The sequence below is a fragment of the Vibrio sp. RE86 genome (genome assembly GCF_013114545.1).
Taxonomy (GTDB): domain Bacteria; phylum Pseudomonadota; class Gammaproteobacteria; order Enterobacterales; family Vibrionaceae; genus Vibrio.
In genome coordinates this window covers 177,752-195,960 of the sequence record NZ_VTXI01000006.1, presented here as the reverse complement: position 1 = coordinate 195,960, position 18,209 = coordinate 177,752, and the positions used below count along the sequence as shown (strand labels likewise).

20 protein-coding genes are annotated in these 18,209 nt (G+C 42.6%); 17 read left to right on the top strand and 3 right to left on the bottom strand.

Annotated elements, in window-relative coordinates; genetic code table 11:
* Positions 1 to 5: 5 nt before the first annotated feature.
* Both F0231_RS08445 and rmf read left to right on the top strand, forming a co-directional pair.
* Entirely contained in the window at positions 6 to 1,580 is a 1,575-nt protein-coding gene (locus tag F0231_RS08445) for a DUF3466 family protein (RefSeq protein ID WP_171759284.1), read from the top strand.
* A 199-nt stretch (positions 1,581 to 1,779) separates the two neighbouring features.
* Entirely contained in the window at positions 1,780 to 1,953 is a 174-nt protein-coding gene (gene rmf / locus F0231_RS08440; protein WP_171759283.1) for a ribosome modulation factor, read from the top strand.
* 133 nt (positions 1,954 to 2,086) lie between these two features.
* Here the strand turns inward: rmf and fabA are convergent, their stop codons facing one another.
* Both fabA and F0231_RS08430 read right to left on the bottom strand, forming a co-directional pair.
* Positions 2,087 to 2,605, bottom strand: a complete 519-nt coding sequence (gene fabA / locus F0231_RS08435; protein ID WP_171759282.1) for a bifunctional 3-hydroxydecanoyl-ACP dehydratase/trans-2-decenoyl-ACP isomerase — start codon at positions 2,603 to 2,605, stop codon at positions 2,087 to 2,089.
* 91 nt (positions 2,606 to 2,696) lie between these two features.
* Positions 2,697 to 4,343: a Lon protease family protein gene (locus F0231_RS08430; RefSeq protein ID WP_171759281.1), complete on the bottom strand. Its 1,647-nt coding sequence runs from the start codon at positions 4,341 to 4,343 to the stop codon at positions 2,697 to 2,699.
* A 171-nt stretch (positions 4,344 to 4,514) separates the two neighbouring features.
* Here F0231_RS08430 and matP point away from each other — a divergent pair, with 171 nt between their 5' ends.
* The 5 genes from matP to F0231_RS08405 all read left to right on the top strand — a co-directional run bounded on the left by matP (position 4,515) and on the right by F0231_RS08405 (position 7,751).
* Positions 4,515 to 4,961: a macrodomain Ter protein MatP gene (matP, locus tag F0231_RS08425; protein WP_171759280.1), complete on the top strand. Its 447-nt coding sequence runs from the start codon at positions 4,515 to 4,517 to the stop codon at positions 4,959 to 4,961.
* Between the two features lie 15 nt (positions 4,962 to 4,976).
* On the top strand, positions 4,977 to 5,288 hold the full coding sequence (locus F0231_RS08420) for a DUF3634 family protein (protein WP_171759279.1): 312 nt from the start codon (positions 4,977 to 4,979) through the stop codon (positions 5,286 to 5,288).
* A 104-nt stretch (positions 5,289 to 5,392) separates the two neighbouring features.
* Entirely contained in the window at positions 5,393 to 5,710 is a 318-nt protein-coding gene (locus F0231_RS08415) for a hypothetical protein (RefSeq protein WP_171759278.1), read from the top strand.
* Between the two features lie 43 nt (positions 5,711 to 5,753).
* Positions 5,754 to 6,980 carry an HDOD domain-containing protein gene (locus tag F0231_RS08410; protein ID WP_171759277.1) on the top strand — a complete coding sequence of 409 codons (1,227 nt, stop codon included), beginning with the start codon at positions 5,754 to 5,756 and terminating at the stop codon, positions 6,978 to 6,980.
* Positions 6,981 to 7,085: 105 nt separating this feature from the next.
* Positions 7,086 to 7,751: a hypothetical protein gene (locus F0231_RS08405; RefSeq protein ID WP_171759276.1), complete on the top strand. Its 666-nt coding sequence runs from the start codon at positions 7,086 to 7,088 to the stop codon at positions 7,749 to 7,751.
* Between the two features lie 825 nt (positions 7,752 to 8,576).
* Here F0231_RS08405 and F0231_RS08400 read toward each other — a convergent pair.
* Positions 8,577 to 8,939 carry a hypothetical protein gene (locus F0231_RS08400; protein WP_171759275.1) on the bottom strand — a complete coding sequence of 121 codons (363 nt, stop codon included), beginning with the start codon at positions 8,937 to 8,939 and terminating at the stop codon, positions 8,577 to 8,579.
* Positions 8,940 to 9,196: 257 nt separating this feature from the next.
* Here F0231_RS08400 and ccoN point away from each other — a divergent pair, with 257 nt between their 5' ends.
* The 10 genes from ccoN (at position 9,197) to uspE (ending at position 18,156) form a co-directional block, all read left to right on the top strand.
* On the top strand, positions 9,197 to 10,624 hold the full coding sequence (gene ccoN, locus F0231_RS08395) for a cytochrome-c oxidase, cbb3-type subunit I (protein ID WP_171759274.1): 1,428 nt from the start codon (positions 9,197 to 9,199) through the stop codon (positions 10,622 to 10,624).
* A gap of 13 nt (positions 10,625 to 10,637) precedes the next feature.
* A complete protein-coding gene (gene ccoO / locus F0231_RS08390; protein ID WP_171759273.1) occupies positions 10,638 to 11,258 on the top strand; it encodes a cytochrome-c oxidase, cbb3-type subunit II in 621 nt (206 codons plus the stop codon).
* Positions 11,259 to 11,271: 13 nt separating this feature from the next.
* On the top strand, positions 11,272 to 11,448 hold the full coding sequence (locus F0231_RS08385) for a cbb3-type cytochrome oxidase subunit 3 (RefSeq protein ID WP_171759272.1): 177 nt from the start codon (positions 11,272 to 11,274) through the stop codon (positions 11,446 to 11,448).
* On the top strand, positions 11,445 to 12,422 hold the full coding sequence (ccoP, locus tag F0231_RS08380) for a cytochrome-c oxidase, cbb3-type subunit III (protein WP_171759271.1): 978 nt from the start codon (positions 11,445 to 11,447) through the stop codon (positions 12,420 to 12,422). Before F0231_RS08385 ends, ccoP begins: the two co-directional genes overlap by 4 nt.
* A gap of 106 nt (positions 12,423 to 12,528) precedes the next feature.
* Positions 12,529 to 13,008, top strand: a complete 480-nt coding sequence (locus tag F0231_RS08375) for a FixH family protein (RefSeq protein WP_171759270.1) — start codon at positions 12,529 to 12,531, stop codon at positions 13,006 to 13,008.
* A gap of 9 nt (positions 13,009 to 13,017) precedes the next feature.
* The gene (locus tag F0231_RS08370; protein ID WP_171759269.1) at positions 13,018 to 15,390 is read left to right on the top strand and encodes a heavy metal translocating P-type ATPase metal-binding domain-containing protein; all 2,373 of its coding nucleotides are present in this window, start codon (positions 13,018 to 13,020) and stop codon (positions 15,388 to 15,390) included.
* On the top strand, positions 15,391 to 15,555 hold the full coding sequence (gene ccoS / locus F0231_RS08365) for a cbb3-type cytochrome oxidase assembly protein CcoS (RefSeq protein WP_171759268.1): 165 nt from the start codon (positions 15,391 to 15,393) through the stop codon (positions 15,553 to 15,555).
* Positions 15,552 to 16,226: a sulfite exporter TauE/SafE family protein gene (locus F0231_RS08360; RefSeq protein ID WP_171759267.1), complete on the top strand. Its 675-nt coding sequence runs from the start codon at positions 15,552 to 15,554 to the stop codon at positions 16,224 to 16,226. Before ccoS ends, F0231_RS08360 begins: the two co-directional genes overlap by 4 nt.
* An 88-nt stretch (positions 16,227 to 16,314) precedes the next feature.
* A complete protein-coding gene (locus F0231_RS08355; protein WP_171759266.1) occupies positions 16,315 to 17,064 on the top strand; it encodes an FNR family transcription factor in 750 nt (249 codons plus the stop codon).
* Positions 17,065 to 17,208: 144 nt separating this feature from the next.
* Entirely contained in the window at positions 17,209 to 18,156 is a 948-nt protein-coding gene (gene uspE, locus F0231_RS08350) for a universal stress protein UspE (protein WP_171759265.1), read from the top strand.
* Positions 18,157 to 18,209 lie beyond the last annotated feature (53 nt).

The following is an 18,209-nucleotide window of genomic DNA, read 5'->3' as shown; positions in this document are numbered from 1 at the left end:
AGTAAATGAGTAGTAAAATTTTTAAGATTTCAACAGTAGCGGCAACCGTCGCTGCTTCTTTCGCTGCAAATGCGGCGTTATACAATGTATATCAATATGACGATTCATCTGCCGCGCAGACTTATGGGGTAGCGATTTCTCCGGTCACAGATTTAGGTCAGACGAATTGTTTTACTGAAAACTGCGATCAAGGAACGTCTGATATTGCGTACGAAGGTAAACGTTATCAAGAAGGGTTTCAGTACCGCGATGAGTCACCATTTCTTATCAACTTCGGCTTTGATTACATCGATTCCGGTGACAACCTTTACGACAATTTCCGTTCATACTGTTACAACTACTTAGGTTACACAGATTCTCTATGTGAAAACTGGGCGAATACTCAGTATACAAACGGATTCGCAAACGAATTTGAGAATAGTGACATAAACAACTCGAAAGCGTTTCTTGAAAATGCCGATGTTCAATCATCACAGGGTAATGTTATTGCTAACAGTATCAATGCTGCCGGTGAGCCAGTTGGTAACTACCAGACTTCGACGCGACGTAATACGGCATTCGCGAATACTGACACGTTTACCGACGGTGATCGCTCAAGAGCTTGGGCGCAATATGTCGATGGTGCAGTTACTTACACCGTTGGTAGTGTCTCGACCCAGAATGGTTCGGGGGCGGATTACACATCAAAAGCTACGATTTGGAAAGACGGTGTTGTAAACCAACTTGCTTGGGATAATGCTGCTGCACGCGATCGTGTTATGCCTCAAGGCGCTGCTCGTGATATTACCAAAGTCGGTTCTACTCTTTACGCTGTCGGTTATAACAGTGATGTGGAAGAGCGTTTGAGAGCGAGTGTTTTCTCTTCGACAGATGGTGACACGTGGAATCCAGCGTTTGTTACTGGTTTCGATAGTGGCGACCGTAACCTTGATAACTATCTCAACTCTACACTTACAGCAGTGAGCGAAAATGGGGTTGCGGTAGGTACGTATAAATTGCGAGATGTTATCAGTAACGGTGCATACAGCAATGGATTGTTCTATGTTACAGACTTAACGAGCCCATCGGCTCAAGTGTTCTCAGGCGATATCTTCTTTACTGGTGCTAACGGTTTAGTTGGTGGAATTAACAAGTACGACGAAGTCGTTGGTACGGTGGACTTCGAAACACACCGTGAAGTTGATGGTAAACCTCGTGCGCAACGTGGCTTCATAACCCAGTTAACAAGCAAAACTCAAGCGCCACTTCAAGGTAAAGCATGGTACCTTGATAACCTAACTTACGGTGATAATGCCTTAGGTTCAAACAACGATTACCGCATTATTCAAGCGGGTGATATCAACGACGCAGGTGTTATCGCGGCGACGGCATTCTATTGTGCTGGTGGATATGCAAGTGATGCTATTGATGCAGCGTGTAACAGCACTTCAAAACTTGTTGCTGTTAAACTTGTTCCTATTTCCGGTAGTTCGTCAATAACTGAGCGTCCAGTAGAAACAAGTACTGTAGAACGCCAAGGTGGAACACTCGGCATTTTCGCTCTGACACTATTGGGTCTGCTTGGGTTCCGTAGAAAATAAGTGAAATATTGAATAAGGGCACAGGTTCACAGTTTTGAATCTGTGCCTTTTTTTTAACTTGAATTTGAGGGCAGGTTGATCGAATCTTAATCAGGAAGCCATAAAAGCTTCACAACAATTAGTTAGTGCAGTTTGGTTAAGATGTCTAGCTAATTAGCAGTAGTACGTTAAGAAACATTTTATGTATGAGGACGACACTATGAAGAGACAAAAGCGTGACCGCTTAGAAAGAGCTCAATCTCAAGGATATAAAGCTGGCTTAAACGGCCGCTCGATGGAGGCATGCCCATATCAGCAGATGGATGCTCGTTCTTATTGGCTTGGTGGTTGGCGCGATGCCAGAGAAGACAAACAAACTGGTCTCTACAAATAACATCCAATCCACATACTGCAAAGGAATCTAGCCCCGAAAGGGGCTTTAAATAATAACTCTAATGCACTATAACTAAATGAACCGTTGCTAAAAAAGCGACACAAGTTGGTCGCTTTTAAAATGATTACTTAATTTAGAATGCAGAAGTATCTTGGAAAAGACCGACTTTAAGATCTTTCGCCACATAGATTTCTTTACCATCAACAAGAACACGGCCGTCAGCTAGACCCATTACAAGTTTGCGGTTAACAACACGCTTCATGTGAATCTCGTAAGTTACTTTTTTAGCTGTTGGTAAGATTTGTCCTGTGAATTTCACTTCGCCAACACCTAATGCACGACCTTTACCTTTGCCGCCAGCCCAACCAAGGAAGAAACCAACAAGCTGCCACATTGCATCAAGACCTAGACAGCCAGGCATTACTGGGTCGCCAGGGAAGTGGCAATCAAAGAACCAAAGATCAGGAGTAATGTCTAGCTCCGCAAGAATCAGACCTTTGCCGTAGTCGCCTTCAGTTTCAGACATCTTAGAGATACGGTCCATCATTAGCATGTTAGGCGCTGGCAGTTGTGGGTAACCCGGACCGAACAGTTCACCTTGGCTTGATGCTAGAAGATCTTCACGGTTATAAGAATCACGTTTGTTTTGCATTATCAATTACTCCAAAATTTGATAGAAGCATGTTAGTGAACACGTGTACGCTAAACAACTCCGATCAGTATTAATTCACATCAAAATTTGTTCAAACGAACCAGTTTTTGATGCGCTCCACAATTCCTTGCGGATGTTCATGTCGCTCAAAGTTTTCAATACGTTGCGCAATTTTGCTAATCACGCTCTCTTCGTCATCACCACGGAATGGTTTACCCATAATGATAGGAATTGCTTCATCGACCGTCGTCACAGACCAAATGTGAAACTCGTCTTTCTTAATACTCTCGACGACATCTTTGTTCAACGCCAAATGTTTGAGGTTGGTTTTTGGCAGTACGACGCCTTGATGACCTGTGAACCCTTGATGCTTACAGACGTGGTAGAAGCCCTCAATTTTTTCATTAAGGCCACCGACTGCTTGTACTCGACCAAACTGGTCAACCGCACCGGTTACTGCAATCTGCTGGTTGATAGGGTATTCAGATAGTGCACTGACAAATGAACAAAGCTCTGCAAGAGTGGCGCTATCGCCATCGACTTCGCTGTAAGATTGTTCAAATACGACAGATGCAGAATAAGGTAAAGGTTCATCAAGCTGAAGAGCGCTACTTACAAATGCTTGCATGATCATCATGCCTTTAGCATGCAAATTGCCACCTAGCTCAGCTTTGCGCTCTACGTCAGAGATATCACCATCACCAAAATGGATAACACAAGAGATTCGCGCAGGCTCGCCATAAGACATCGGATGGCCGGGAACATCTATAACTGTCAGACCGTTAACTTGTCCCACGCATTCACCTTGCGTCTCGATGATCACCTGACCATCTGTAATATCAGCTAATGCTCGTTCTGGAAGGTATGCTTCTCTTCGGTATTTGTTATCCAATGCCTTATCAATATGAACTTCAGAGAGAAGCTGATTACTAGAACCAAGGCGAGCTTCTTCGAACAACGAAAGATACCAGAGAATTTCAATAGGCATATAATGCTGATCTTCGGTGTACCGTGCGCCAGCATTCATTAGCCGATGAATCGCACCAAACGACAGGCTAGGGAGCTCATACCTTTTAATAAGCCAAGCCAAAAATCCGAGATACAGCTCAACAGACTCCTTGCTGAGTGCAAATTCTGTTTCAATTTCAGTGAAAAGTGCAAGACCGGTGTATAGTTCTGGTTCTAAGTATTCTAAATCTGCAATTTGGTGACGATCACCAACCAGTACAACTTTGACGTCATATGTTTTCGACGGTGGATTTGATGCAATTCGATTTGGGTTGGCGTTAACCGGTGAGATAGCTTCTCCAAGTAATGCCGCTTTTAAGGCTTGCCAACTGGCAGGGTTTGCCAGCAAAAGAGTGACGGGAATGACGAGATAGCCAGATTCGGCTTTGTCTAACAAGCCAGGAGATGTGGTGACAACGTCACCTTTTTCATCACAAGTGTAAGAACCAAGAAGAGAAGCTATATTTAGAGACTCAGTTGTTAAAGAAGGAGATGTCGCATCAAAGCGATTAAGGCCATCTTTTACAATATTTCGATAGAACGCATTATCGATAGAATTAACCACCAATAAACGGCTGAAACCTTTAAGCTGAGTTAACGTCTCTAACGCTAGTTTTAAGCGGGGTTGAATCTCAAAGAAATCAACAGGGTCCTGTTCTGAAAAACGTTGGATTTGTGCATCATAACGAGAGTATTGAGGCGTAACAGCGTGCCAGCTTTCTTGGTTCATTGAATCAATTTTTGTCCTGAAAATGGAGCCAAATTATATAGAAAAAGTGAGCCAGTATATATAGATAATTTAATCTAACGATCTGGGTCGCTTTTCGAATACAATAGTCATTGTAACCGAGCTTAGTTATGGTTACGCTGTCACCAATAACGTTTAAAATATGGCATTGAAATGAAATATCAGCAGCTAGAAAACTTGGAGTGTGGTTGGAAATGGAATTATTTAGTCAACAAATGGAAAGCCGGAGAGGCGATCACACGCCATATAGACACTAGTGAAGCTGACGCTGCGGTAAGTGAACTTCGAAAAATTGAGCATGAGCCAACCAAAGTTCTCGAGTGGATCGAAGAGCACATGGCAGAAGAGTTTGATAAGAAGCTAAAACAAGCGATAAGAGCAAAGCGCAAACGCCATTTTAATGCCGAACAAATCCACACAAAGAAGAAATCGATCGATCTCGACTACCGTGTGTGGGAAAAGCTATCCCATCGTGCAAATGAACTTGGCTGTACCTTGTCTGACGCTATAGAGTATCTCTTATCAGAAGCGTCTCGAAGTGAAAAAGCAAGTAAGGCCGTCACAAGCCTAAAAGAAGACCTGAGTAAACTATTGGATTAACCAAAGGAGAGAGTCATGCTCTATGTGGTTCTTATTGCTGTTGTCGTTATTTTTTGGCTAGTGGCTGTTGACAGGCCAGTTCTAAAAGTGAGTTTCCAAGAAGGAAAGATCACAAAAGAAAAAGGCCACTTTCCACCAAGTTTCCGACATAATGTATTGGAAATTGCGCACAAAACTCCTTTTGATGGAGAATTAAAGGTCTATCAACAACGTACAGGAACTAAGTTGGTGATGTCTAAAAAAGTGCCAAAATCGGTTCAACAACGTATTCGTAACGTGTTTCCTCATCAAGGCTTTCGTTCTAAAGGCAATAAAAAAGCGCGCTGATAAACTAACCAGTTACATATTCCTACTAACTCACTTCTAGAGATAGTACATAACCACTTTTCTAAGTATTTTCACTGTTATTCTGCTCTTGAGAGGTAAATAACATGAAAATACTATCTATCATTGGTGTCATCCTTTTAACTTTAACGAGCTTTGGTGCTCGTTCGGACGATGCTGAAACAATTCCACTTGCTAAGAAAATTAAAACACAAATTGAGCTTTCTCTTAAGGAAAGCCGAGAAGAAGGGTACTGCGATCTTTTCATAGAGATGACTCATAAAGGCTCTACAGCTATTGTCAAAAGAGTTAGCTCTACAGGTGACTACAAACTGTGTAAGACTGCTAAACAAACAGTGCGAAAGGGCCAACGTTACAGGTATCAAACAGTAGAGAAGTATATACGGCTACATATCGACAGGTAATATATGGTATAGTTAACCGTATAATTATTTAATGATGAACACTATGCAATATTCGTTGACGACAAATAAGAACTACAATAAAGAAGCCACTGAGCTTGCTAACAAGATTTCTTCGATGACTAAAGTACGTCACGCCAAGTGGCTAGTTAGCTTAAAGTACATACTAGACCAGTCAGATGTGGATAGTGTATTAAGCCGTCAAAGTGAATTTTGTGACAGTGTAATCCTTGAAGAAAAAGAACGAATCACTGATAACCAGCGTCTGTTGTTAGAGTGCGAAAGCTCGAAAGTTAAAGAAAGACGCAAAGCGATTGAAGAGAAGCAAAAAATACATAGTTTTGTCGTCTCGGATATTGCAGAGCATGCATATGAAATGATGTCTGAAAAATTGTCATCGTTAAGTGTAGATAAGTTGTTTAATCGTTTTCCAGATTTTGAATACTTTATCGACACCGGATACTCGCCATCGCTAACGTATAACAAGCTTTCTGTTCTTCTAGTCAATGACTCTCGCCTGAAGTCGGAATTGCTCAGCCTCGTGAATAACCCCAAGTTTTGTGTTCGTTTAGGCAAGTCAGTTCGTGACATCCAAGACCCTAAAGCAGCACTAGGTGCATTAGGCATCGACAACTCAAGCCTGCTATTTCCCATACTCATGGCAAAGCCGTTACTAAGGTGGCAAGACCCTGCAACGAAAAAAATCGCCCCTAAGCTGTGGCAGCACATGATTTTAACGTCAAACGTAACACGAATCAGGCTCGAACAAATCGGTTATAACAAACCAGAGCAGGGGATCATGCTCGGAGTTCTACGTACAATTAGTTACTTTTCTATCGTTAACCATTTTGGACAATTTCATGAAGATGCACTTATCCAAAGGATGAACTTCTATCGAGAGAACAATATGAGGGATGAGTATTACGCTTGTGCAGATATTAAGCCTAATCTATCAATTGTTCCTAAGTTGATTAGCCAATTGGAAAAACAGTTAACTCAAAAAGTGATCGATAAGATTAATTGGGGTCCAACATCGGCACACTTAAGATCAGCAATCCAAGAAGACTTAGATAATGTGCCAGTATTAGAACGTTCTCAACTAGGTATTGCGTTAGCACAGGCTCAAAGCTATGCAATTTTTGATGGTTTGGAGAGGAGTCAGGTCTTTGTTGAAAAGCACAAAGCCTTTTGGTTCGCACATGTGCAAATGTCTGGAGAAGCGATTCAGATGGTTAGGGCACAGCAACCAGGTCGTGTGTCATTACTAAATTAATGAAGGTATCCAGTTTTTATTAATCAGTACACAATCCCATTAAATGGTTGAGGTTGGTACGTCATTCTGTTAATGTTGCATTGATCACATTATCAGGAAATATTTATGATTAGTAAAAGAGCTCGTCGACTTACGTTCTTTTTTCTAGCGGTAACCGCCATATGCGTAAACAAGTACTTTTTCGAACAACCACAAGCTTGCTACATAACAAATACTAGCGCTTCAAATGTGATTGAAGCACCAGATTTCTATGACGATATTTATATTCCACCGATTCAAACGTATTTTCATAAAAATGATAATGTTGAAGAAGTCTTCGTAGAATCAGTCAAAGAAAATTTGCGATCAGATATCAATCGCTGGTTTTCAAACGGGTTATGGTTAGCGAATACATCCCAAGACACAGTAAGTTTGAATATACGATTAGAGCGATTTGAAGCCAAAACAAAGTCTATTGAGTTAGGTGAGCTGATCCCATTTAGAGCATTGGTTGAACTCGCTATTTTTGGCGCTGGGGAAAGAGACTTAGATGTATTTGTCGGTGCTGAGTATGACCTTGTCGACCCGAACGGTAACGTATTAGCCAAACATGAAACATTGTTTGTAATTCGTTCCGCATTAGAGAATAACGATGCCACCTTATCAACAGATGTTGTCTCTATGCTGGTGAAAGAGATCGAGTCAGATATTAAGAACTTTGCGCTAAATATCGCGGCCAAAAGTGAACGTAAACGCCTGATCAAGTTAGAATCACTTATGCAAATTGATTAGGGGTATCATTTCTAATCTTGTGTGAAACCGTCAATAAACGTCGCAGATACTTTTTATTCAGAATATCAGCAGCTTGCTGTCGTTTGATGTTGTGGATTAGCAGCCCTAGCGAAGCTATAGCTAAGTGCGCATTATGTATATTATGTTAAATAAGGTATTCTGATAATGAATTTATTACCTATGTATTGTTACCTCTCTATCAAATGACAGATTTGATTCAACATAATTGATTTACCATAAAATACCTAATAATCAGTATTTATAATCTCTCGATTCTAAATACTGATTATTAGACAAGCTAAGCCTTTCTGAACCCAATCTAACAAAGCACAGATGAATTTCCCTCGGATTGTGAATGCATTGTCTGATATTACATCGAAATGATGTCAGACAATGCATTCCGATAATTTAATTTTAGCTCGCGGAAATTTGAATGTGCTGCAATAAGTTTATTGTTATCCTGAACACAAGCCTTTGAATCAAAGAGACTGACCTGTGCAACGCTTTATACCAAGTTTTGTTCATCTCTATCTTTGTCGGGTATCTACAAGGCATTAACGTCGTTTGGAACTTAGTCATCCGGCCCAATCATGCATCTTGTTTAAACACAGGCTCTCTCGAAATGATCTAGTTAAGATTACAAACACGTAACTTTTATTCTATCAATCATCTCAATAAGGAATGATTTCTATAAACATTAGACGCTAAGATTATGATCTAAAAATCAAAGATTAGTCAGATGAGAAAGGCAAATAGTGAAGACTGATAACGACTTTTTACTCAAAGCTAATCACCTCACCTTTAAAGTGACAGGGTAACTGAGCGTTAGATTCTAAAGGTAATTCCTGTTAAATTTGATTGCTCTAAATCGGTTAAAGTGACATTAAATTCTGAGATATCATCGGGATAAATCACCCAATGATCGCTCTTTTCAATGACTTTCATATCCCCACTTTGTGGTTCAATTTTCCACTCATCTGACGGCTTATCTAAGACAATTTTTTCGTCATCTTTTCGTGCTTCGAAGTGCTCATTTTTAACAGTAAAAGTACAATTTGGTTTCAACTCACATTGGATATTATTGCTTGCATTGAAGGACATTGTTCTCCACGTAAATGCGGTAATAAGAAGCACTAACATGATGATTATTTGAACAAAACGACCTCGTGTGAGTTTTTGGGCTGCCATTATGACGAGTTCTCCGTGTAACAAACTTCAAAGTTTTAAAATAAAAGGCCAAAACCTGACCGACCGTAAGGTTACTACTCTGTCATTGATTTGTTAAATGCAGTATAGTTGGCGCCTGAAAATGCCACTTTTTCTTAAAATCGGCAAGAATAATTAACTGATTGTTTCAGGTTGTTTTTCTTAAAGGTTTGGGTGGCATTACGACATGTGTCGTGTTGGAAGTAAAGTGTAGTTAATTAGAAATTGGAAGCATGCAAATGAGCCAAGAAAAGCAGCTTGAACAAAACTACAACTATACAGTCGTTCGTCAGTTTACCTTAGTGACTATTCTCTGGGGTATTGTCGGCATGGCTGTTGGTGTTTTGATTGCCGCTCAATTAGTTTGGCCACAGCTAAACTTTGATACGCCGTGGTTGACGTATAGTCGCTTACGTCCTCTGCATACTAATGCGGTTATTTTTGCGTTTGGTACAAGTGCCCTATTCGCAACGTCTTATTACGTTGTTCAGCGTACCTGTCAAACTCGTCTATTTGGTGGCCCTCTTGTCGCCTTTACCTTCTGGGGCTGGCAAGCCATTATCTTAGCAGCAGCTATTACTCTACCGTTGGGTTTCACCTCTGGTAAAGAATACGCTGAGCTTGAGTGGCCAATCGATATTGCCATCGCCGTTGTCTGGGTCTCTTACGCAATCGTGTTCTTCGGAACATTGATTAAGCGTAAAACCTCTCACATCTACGTAGCAAACTGGTTCTTCGGTGCCTTTATTATCACTGTTGCTGTTCTACATATTGTAAACAGCATGGCGATCCCTGTTTCGATGGGTAAATCGTACTCGATTTATTCTGGTGCGGTGGATGCAATGGTTCAGTGGTGGTACGGTCACAATGCGGTAGGTTTCCTACTGACAGCTGGTTTCCTAGGTATGATGTACTACTTCGTACCTAAGCAAGCTGAACGTCCTGTTTATTCATACCGTTTGTCTATCGTTCACTTCTGGGCATTAATCTCTCTATACATTTGGGCTGGCCCTCACCACCTACACTACACTGCACTTCCTGATTGGACGCAGTCTCTAGGTATGGTGATGTCTCTTGTTCTATTCGCTCCTTCTTGGGGTGGTATGATCAACGGTATCATGACTCTGTCTGGTGCTTGGCATAAACTTCGTTATGACCCTATCCTTCGTTTCCTAATCGTATCTCTATCGTTCTACGGTATGTCTACGTTTGAAGGTCCAATGATGTCAATTAAGACAGTAAACGCACTGTCTCACTACACTGACTGGACTATCGGCCACGTGCACTCGGGTGCATTAGGTTGGGTTGCAATGGTATCTATCGGTTCTGTTTACCACCTAGTTCCTAAACTATTTGGTCAAGAGCGTATGTACTCAGTAAGCCTTGTTAACACGCACTTCTGGCTTGCGACTATCGGTACTGTTCTATACATCGTTGCAATGTGGATTTCAGGTGTAATGCAAGGTCTAATGTGGCGTGCAGTAAACTCTGACGGTACGCTGACTTACAGCTTCGTTGAGTCTGTTCAAGCTTCTTACCCGTTCTACTTCGTACGTTTCCTAGGTGGGTTTATTTTCCTAGCAGGTATGTTCCTAATGGCATACAACACGTACAAGACTGTATCTGCACCAAAAGATAGCCTAAAAGCTATCCCACAACCGGCATAAGGAGATTAAAAGAATGAGTAACAATTCGAATAATCGCCACGAAATTGTTGAGCGCAATGTCGGTTTACTAGCGATTCTTATCGTTTTTGCTATCAGTTTGGGTGCTCTAGTAGAGATCACTCCTCTGATTTTCCAAAAACAAACGACTGAGCCTGTTGAGAACCTTCGTCCTTATACAGCGCTTGAGATGGAAGGTCGTGATGTTTACATCCGTGAAGGTTGTAACGTATGTCACAGCCAAATGATCCGTCCATTCCGTTCTGAAACAGAGCGTTACGGTCACTACTCTGTTGCTGGTGAAAGTGTGTATGAGCACCCATTCCTATGGGGTTCTAAGCGTACAGGTCCTGACCTAGCGCGCGTTGGCGGTCGTTACTCTGACGAGTGGCACCGTGTTCACCTAATTGACCCACGTGAGTTGGTTCCTGAGTCGAACATGCCTGGTTTCCCATGGCTTGAAGAGAACGTTCTTGATGGTAAGAACACTCAGAAAAAACTAACTATTTTCCGTGATCAGTTTGGTGTTCCGTACACTGATGAGCAAATCGCAAACGCGTCTAAAGATGTAGAAGGTAAAACAGAGATGGATGCAATCATCGCTTACCTTCAGTCTCTTGGTCACGCAATGAAATAATAAGGGGTGGATTATGGATATCGGTACTATTCACAGTATTTGGACCATAGTGCTTTTCGTAAGCTTTCTAGGTGTGGTTTGGTGGGCATACGGCAAGAGTCGTAAGTCTCGCTTCGATGAAGCCGCGAACCTTATTTTTGCTGACGATGAGCAAGCGCCTGCAAAAGAACAAGGAGTGACTAAGCAATGACTACATTTTGGAGTCTTTGGATTATCATCATTACAGTTGGTACGCTAGTAGGCTGTGCCGCTGTCCTTTACTGGTGCCTTAAAGATAAAATGGGTGTCGAAGAAGGTGAAGATATGGGTCACGAGTACGATGGTATTCGTGAACTGAACAACCCACTACCTAAGTGGTGGACTTACCTTTTCGTAAGTACGTTTGTCTTCGCTGCTGTTTACCTAACGCTTTACCCAGGTCTAGGTAATTTCAAAGGCGTATTAGGTTGGCAGAGTTCTGACCAAACGGTTCGTTCTCTTGAAGAGTCAAAAGCGTCTATCGCTCGCGCTCAAGAAAACAAGCAGTTGGTTCAGTACGCTAAAGAGCTTGATGATGCTGACACCTATTTTGGCGAAGCATTCAAAAAGCTTGCTTACGTAGATGGTACAACAGAGCTACGCCCTATCCCTGAGATTGCAGCGGATAACGAAGCTGTAAAAGTTGGCCAACGTCTTTTCCTACAGAACTGTTCGCAATGTCACGGTTCTGATGCTCGTGGTCAGAAAGGTTTCCCTAACCTGACTGACGATGCATGGCTATATGGCGGTGAACCAGCAGCGATCGTTACTACGGTAATGCAAGGTCGTATTGGTCAAATGCCAGCATGGAAAGACGCACTTGGTGAGCAAGGCGTAAAAGAAGTGGTTAGCTACACACTAAGCCTATCTGGACGCTCTGTGAACGCACGTGAAGCTGAAGCGGGTAAAGCTCGTTTCGTAGTATGTGCAGCGTGTCACGGTACAGATGGTAAAGGTAACCCTGCAGTTGGCGCCCCTGACCTAACAGACCAAGTTTGGTTGTTTGGCGGCTCTCGTGCAGAAGTTACTGAAACAGTATTGAACGGTCGTTCTGGCGTAATGCCAGCTTGGAAAGACATTCTAGGCGAAGATAAAGTTCAGCTGGTTTCAGCTTACGTATGGAGCCTAAGCAACTCCGAACAATAAGTTACACTTCTATAACAGCCCCTTACTTTCTATAGATGGTAATGGGGCTGTCTTTCCTTTACAGTTAAAGCCCTAATTTATTTAATTTTTTATTGAGAACTATTATATGGAAAAGCCTTGGTATAAGCAGTTTTGGCCGTGGTTTATACTCTCACTCACTGTGGGCGTGTCTATATTAACTTTGGTTCGAGTCGCGATACTTACACAACATTCAGTTCATTTGGTTACTGAGGATTACTATAAAAAAGGTAAAGGTATCAACGTCGACATTTCTAGAATCAACGTCACTAAAGATTTAGGCCTAGAAGCTAGCGTTCGATCAGAGGGTAACAACATTGTTATTCAATTCGAAAAAGGCGAGCTAGACCACTATCCTGCTATAACAGCAATGTTTGCACACAGAACCTTACCCGATCATGATTTCAGCAAGCTTGTCACGTCAGATGCGAGCGGTCAGTACCGATTCACGCTAGACGCTGAACTTCAAGGTCCATGGTTTGTTGAGTTAACCCCACATGACGAGAAATGGCTAATCCAAGGCCGTATTGAGTTCCCAACATCGTCAGCAGTCCAACTATCAAATTAAGAAACGTCTATGTGCAAATCCTGTTATCACTGTGGTGAAGATGTGCCAGCCAACACGGATTTCAAAGTGGAAATTTTGGGTGACATACGCGAGATGTGTTGCCCAGGCTGTGAGACGGTTGCACAGACAATCGTCGACAGTGGCCTAGTATCTTACTACCAGTACCGTACCGCCCCTGCCGAAAAAGCAGATTTAGTTCCAGAACAACTCCAAGCCCTTATTCACTATGATAATGATGAAGTTCAATCAGAGTTTGTCCGCAATAGTGAAAACCATTCTGAAGTAACACTTTCACTTGAGGGTGTTTCTTGTGCTGCGTGTGCGTGGCTCATCGAAAAGCAAGTTTCTGCGACAAGCGGTGTTGTATCCATTCGAGTTAACACAACGACTAACCGTGCGCTTTTGTCATGGGATAAAACGAAAGTACGTTTGAGTGAACTGCTCGCTTCGATCCATCAACTAGGTTACAAAGCGGCACCTTTCGAAGCAGATAAACAAGAAGCGGCCTATCACGCTCAGATGAAGCAATACTTATATCGTTTGGGTATTGCTGGCCTTGCAACAATGCAAGTGATGATGCTTGCAGTTGCACTTTACCTTGAAGTATTCGGCGATCTAGAACCAGAATTTAAAAACTATTTCCGTTGGGTGAGCTTGATCTTCGCGACACCTGTCATGCTTTATTCTGCATTACCATTTTACATTAATGCATGGCGTAGCCTACGTGGTCGAACGCTCGGGATGGACGTTCCTGTCTCCATAGCGATGATTTTCGCCTACTTTGCGAGTTTAGTAGCGACAGTCCAAGAGAAAGGCGAAGTATTTTTTGAGTCCATCTCAATGTTCGCTTTCTTCTTATTGGTTGGACGTTTCCTTGAAATGCGTGCGCGACGCAAAGCCGCCGCTGCAAGTGGTAACCTTCTTAAACTTATTCCTGCAATCGCCAACAGACTAGACGGCGAGCAGGTTCCGGTGAAGTCACTTCAGGTTGGAGATCAAATTCGAGTTCTTCCTGGTGAACACATCCCTGCGGACGGTAAAATCATCAATGGTCGTGTCCATATTGATGAGTCTATGTTAACAGGTGAATCGCTCCCTGTTGTAAAGCAAATCGATGACTTTGTTTTTGCCGGCACCCTGAATGGCGAAGAGTCTTTTGAGCTTGAGGTTACCTCATCAAAAGCAGATTCGATGATTTCCAACATTGTTCGACTTCAAGATGAAGCTCAACTATCTAAGCCAAAAATCGCTGAGGTTGCCGATGTAGTTGCGCGTTATTTTGTCGCAGCAATATTGATCATCGCTGCGGGTACTTGGTTCTTCTGGCATGAGAGTCGTCCAGATGATGCATTTTGGATTATGTTATCCGTTCTTGTTGCCACCTGCCCTTGCGCACTCTCTTTGGCAACACCGACAGCCTTGACCTGTGCGACGTCTCGTATGGGTAACTTTGGTATTCTTCTGCGTAAAAGCCATGTATTTGAAACACTGTGTAAAGTGAACCACCTGATCGTCGATAAAACCGGTACACTCACCCATGGTGATATTGAGATTGACGATGTACAACTTCATGGCGACTTTACCAAACAGCAAGTATTAAGCATTGCTGCATCGTTAGAGTCACACGCTAACCACCCTATTGCTCGAGCATTCAAACCTTTCACTGATTCGAACATTGTTGTTGATGATGTTGAAAACGTTATTGGGTCGGGTATTAATGGCGTTTATAACGGGAATAGCGTCAAGATAGGTAGCGCTCAGTATGTACTCGGTGACGGTTCTAGCGCGCAAGCCAACACCGTTTACTTGTCTGTAGCAGATGTTCATGTTGCAAGCTTTGTGTATCGTGACCCAATTCGGAATGAGACCAAAGAGTTTATCGAGCAGTTCCAAAAGTCAGGCGTGAAAGTCACACTGTTGACCGGTGACACAAAAGCCAACGCTGATATTGTTGCTGCGCAAATCGGTATTCAAGATGTTGTCGCAGGCGCTAAGCCCCAGGACAAGCTCGCTTACCTTCAGAATACCGATAAAGATGATATCACCATGATGATTGGTGATGGCATCAATGATGCGCCTACACTTGCAGGTGCTCACCTGTCTGTTGCAATGGGTGGTGGTGCAGATGTCGCAAAGGCATCTGCTGATATGGTGCTGCTTGGTGATAGACTCGATCGCATCCTTGCTGCTCGAGAGCTTGCACTTCAAACTCGCAAAATCATTAAAGAGAACCTTGCTTGGTCTCTAGGTTACAACCTATTAATTCTGCCACTCGCGGTAGCTGGGTTTGTTGCTCCATATTTTGCGGTCGTCGGTATGTCTGCTAGCTCAATTATTGTAATATCGAACTCTCTACGTTTGCTCAAAGAAAAAGGTCGCTAGATGGAAAGCCTTTATATCCTTATTCCTATTGCCATTGTACTGGTATGTGTTGCTGTTGCTATTTTCTTATGGGCAGTAAAAAGCGACCAGTTTGAGGACCTAGAGCGTCAGGGTCACAATATATTGTTAGACGAAGACGAGCGTAAAGAGAACTCATCAAAATGAGCCCTGATTGGATCGGGGCGTTCTTAATCGGTCTTATTGGCGCAGGTCACTGCATGGGTATGTGTGGTGGTATTGCGTCAATGCTAACGATTGGCCAGCAGTCCTCTTCAAAGTTGATCCCTATCTTCTATAACACAGGTCGCCTGCTCAGCTACGCCTTCATTGGCGCTATTATTGGCGGCGCGGTTGCCTCTATAAGCGAGCTTAGCTCAATCAACAACGTGCTTACATGGCTACGTCTCGCAGCAGCGCTGTTTATGATTTTGTTGGCTTGCTATATAGGTCGTTGGTGGCAAGGGCTGCTTCATATAGAAAAGCTCGGGCAGTCGATTTGGAAGTTTATTTCGCCAGCAGGTAAATCACTGCTCCCTCTTCGTTCACCCGTACACGCCATTCCTTTCGGGTTCGTTTGGGGCTGGTTACCTTGTGGGCTGGTATATTCAACCTTAACTTGGTCAGCAGTCTCGGGAAGTGCTGTCAACGGCGCATCAATCATGTTGGCATTTGGCCTTGGAACATTGCCAGCGATGCTATTGATGGGCTTTGGAGCAACTTATTTACACAAACTGCAACAATCGAAAGTTTTTCGCAACTTGGGTGCCTTCATTTTATTAACTTATGGCTTGTATACAGGATTTGGCGCTTTAAGTTTATTGTCATTAGGTTCATAGAACACTGTTTTTTATCGGATTTTTTCACTACCCTTTGTAGGTAATGAGTGCTAAAATATTGATGTATATCAAATAGTGAAAGGTTGTTATGATTTCTGAAAAGCCTGCAACAAAGCGTATTCAATCTGGCGGTTGTGCAATTCACTGCCAAGACTGTAGTATCAGCCAGCTTTGTATCCCATTTACGTTAAATGAATCTGAGTTAGACCAATTAGATCAAATCATCGAACGTAAAAAGCCTATCCAGAAAGGACAAGAACTGTTTAAAGCAGGAGATGAACTAAAATCTCTTTACGCAATTCGTTCAGGAACAATCAAAAGCTACACGATTACTGAGCAAGGTGATGAGCAGATCACTGCATTCCACCTAGCGGGTGACCTAGTGGGTTTTGATGCTATCACAGAAGACCTCCACCCTAGCTTTGCTCAAGCACTAGAGACCTCGATGGTTTGTGAGATTCCTTACGAAATACTTGATGATCTTTCAGGTAAAATGCCTAAGCTGCGTCAACAGATCATGCGTCTAATGAGTAGCGAAATTAAAGGCGACCAAGAAATGATTCTTCTGCTTTCTAAGAAAAATGCTGAAGAACGTCTAGCCGCTTTCCTATACAACCTATCTACCCGTTTCTCTCAACGTGGCTTTAGCCCGCGTGAGTTCCGTCTAACTATGACACGTGGTGATATCGGTAACTACCTAGGTCTAACGGTTGAGACAATTTCTCGTCTACTTGGTCGTTTCCAAAAGTCAGAAATCCTGAGCGTAAAAGGTAAATATATCACTATCATCGATCATGATGCATTGATGGAACTTGCTGGCGTTTCAAAAGAATCATAATATCTTTCAATGATGTAGCTCTCTTATAGAACCTAAATAGAGCTACATCATACTTCTCTCAAATTCCTCAAATTATTTCTCAACCTCTCTGCCTAACTAGGCTACATTAATCATATACCCCTCCTCGCCTTTAAGGAGTTTTATATGAGTATCTATAACAAAATCTTAGTTGTAGCAGACATCAATAAAGATGACCAACCCGCTCTTGCTCGTGCTATGCAGTTAGCTTCAAAGAGCCGTTCTCCTAGCCGGGTTACCTTCTTTCTTTCGATCTACGATTTCTCTTATGACATGACCTCCATGCTTTCAATTGACGAGCGTGACGCCATGCGTCGAGGTGTGATTCATCAGCGTGAAGAGTGGATGCGCAAGGTGGCTAAAGACTACCTGCTTGAAGGTGTTGAATTCGATGTACGAGTGGTCTGGCACAACCGTCCTTATGAAGCGATTATCGCTGAAGTGTTTGCTGGAGAGCACGACATTGTCATTAAAGGAACTCGCAAACATGACGTGTTGGAGTCGGTTATCTTTACTCCAACAGATTGGCACCTATTACGTAAATGCCCGTGCCCTGTTCTCTTGATTAAAAATGCAGAATGGCCTGAAAACTCAAGTATTCTTGCTTCTGTCCATGTTGGCTCAGAAAATGATACACACCTAGGTTTGAACGACGCAATGGTCGAACAACTAAACGACCTCACTGAGCGATTAGACGCCAAACCTTACCTTGTTAACGCTTACCCAGTAACGCCAGCGAACATTACCATCGAACTGCCTGAGTTTGATCCTGCAACCTATACTGATGCGGTTCGTGGCCATCACCTAACAGCGATGAAAGCTCTGAGACAAAAGCATGGTTACGATGAAGAACATACGGTTGTTGAACAAGGCCTTCCTGAGGATGTCATACCGGAGGCGGCTGAAAAGCTCAATGCGGCTATGGTCATTGTTGGTACAACGGGTCGAACAGGATTATCAGCGGTCTTTATAGGTAATACAGCAGAGCATGTGATTGATAAAATCAATTGTGATGTTCTTGCGCTAAAGCCTGACGGATATATTAGCCCTCTTGATCCTAAAACGGCTATCTAGTAACCATCTAACAGGTAATAAAAAAGGAAGATATCGCTATCTTCCTTTTTTGT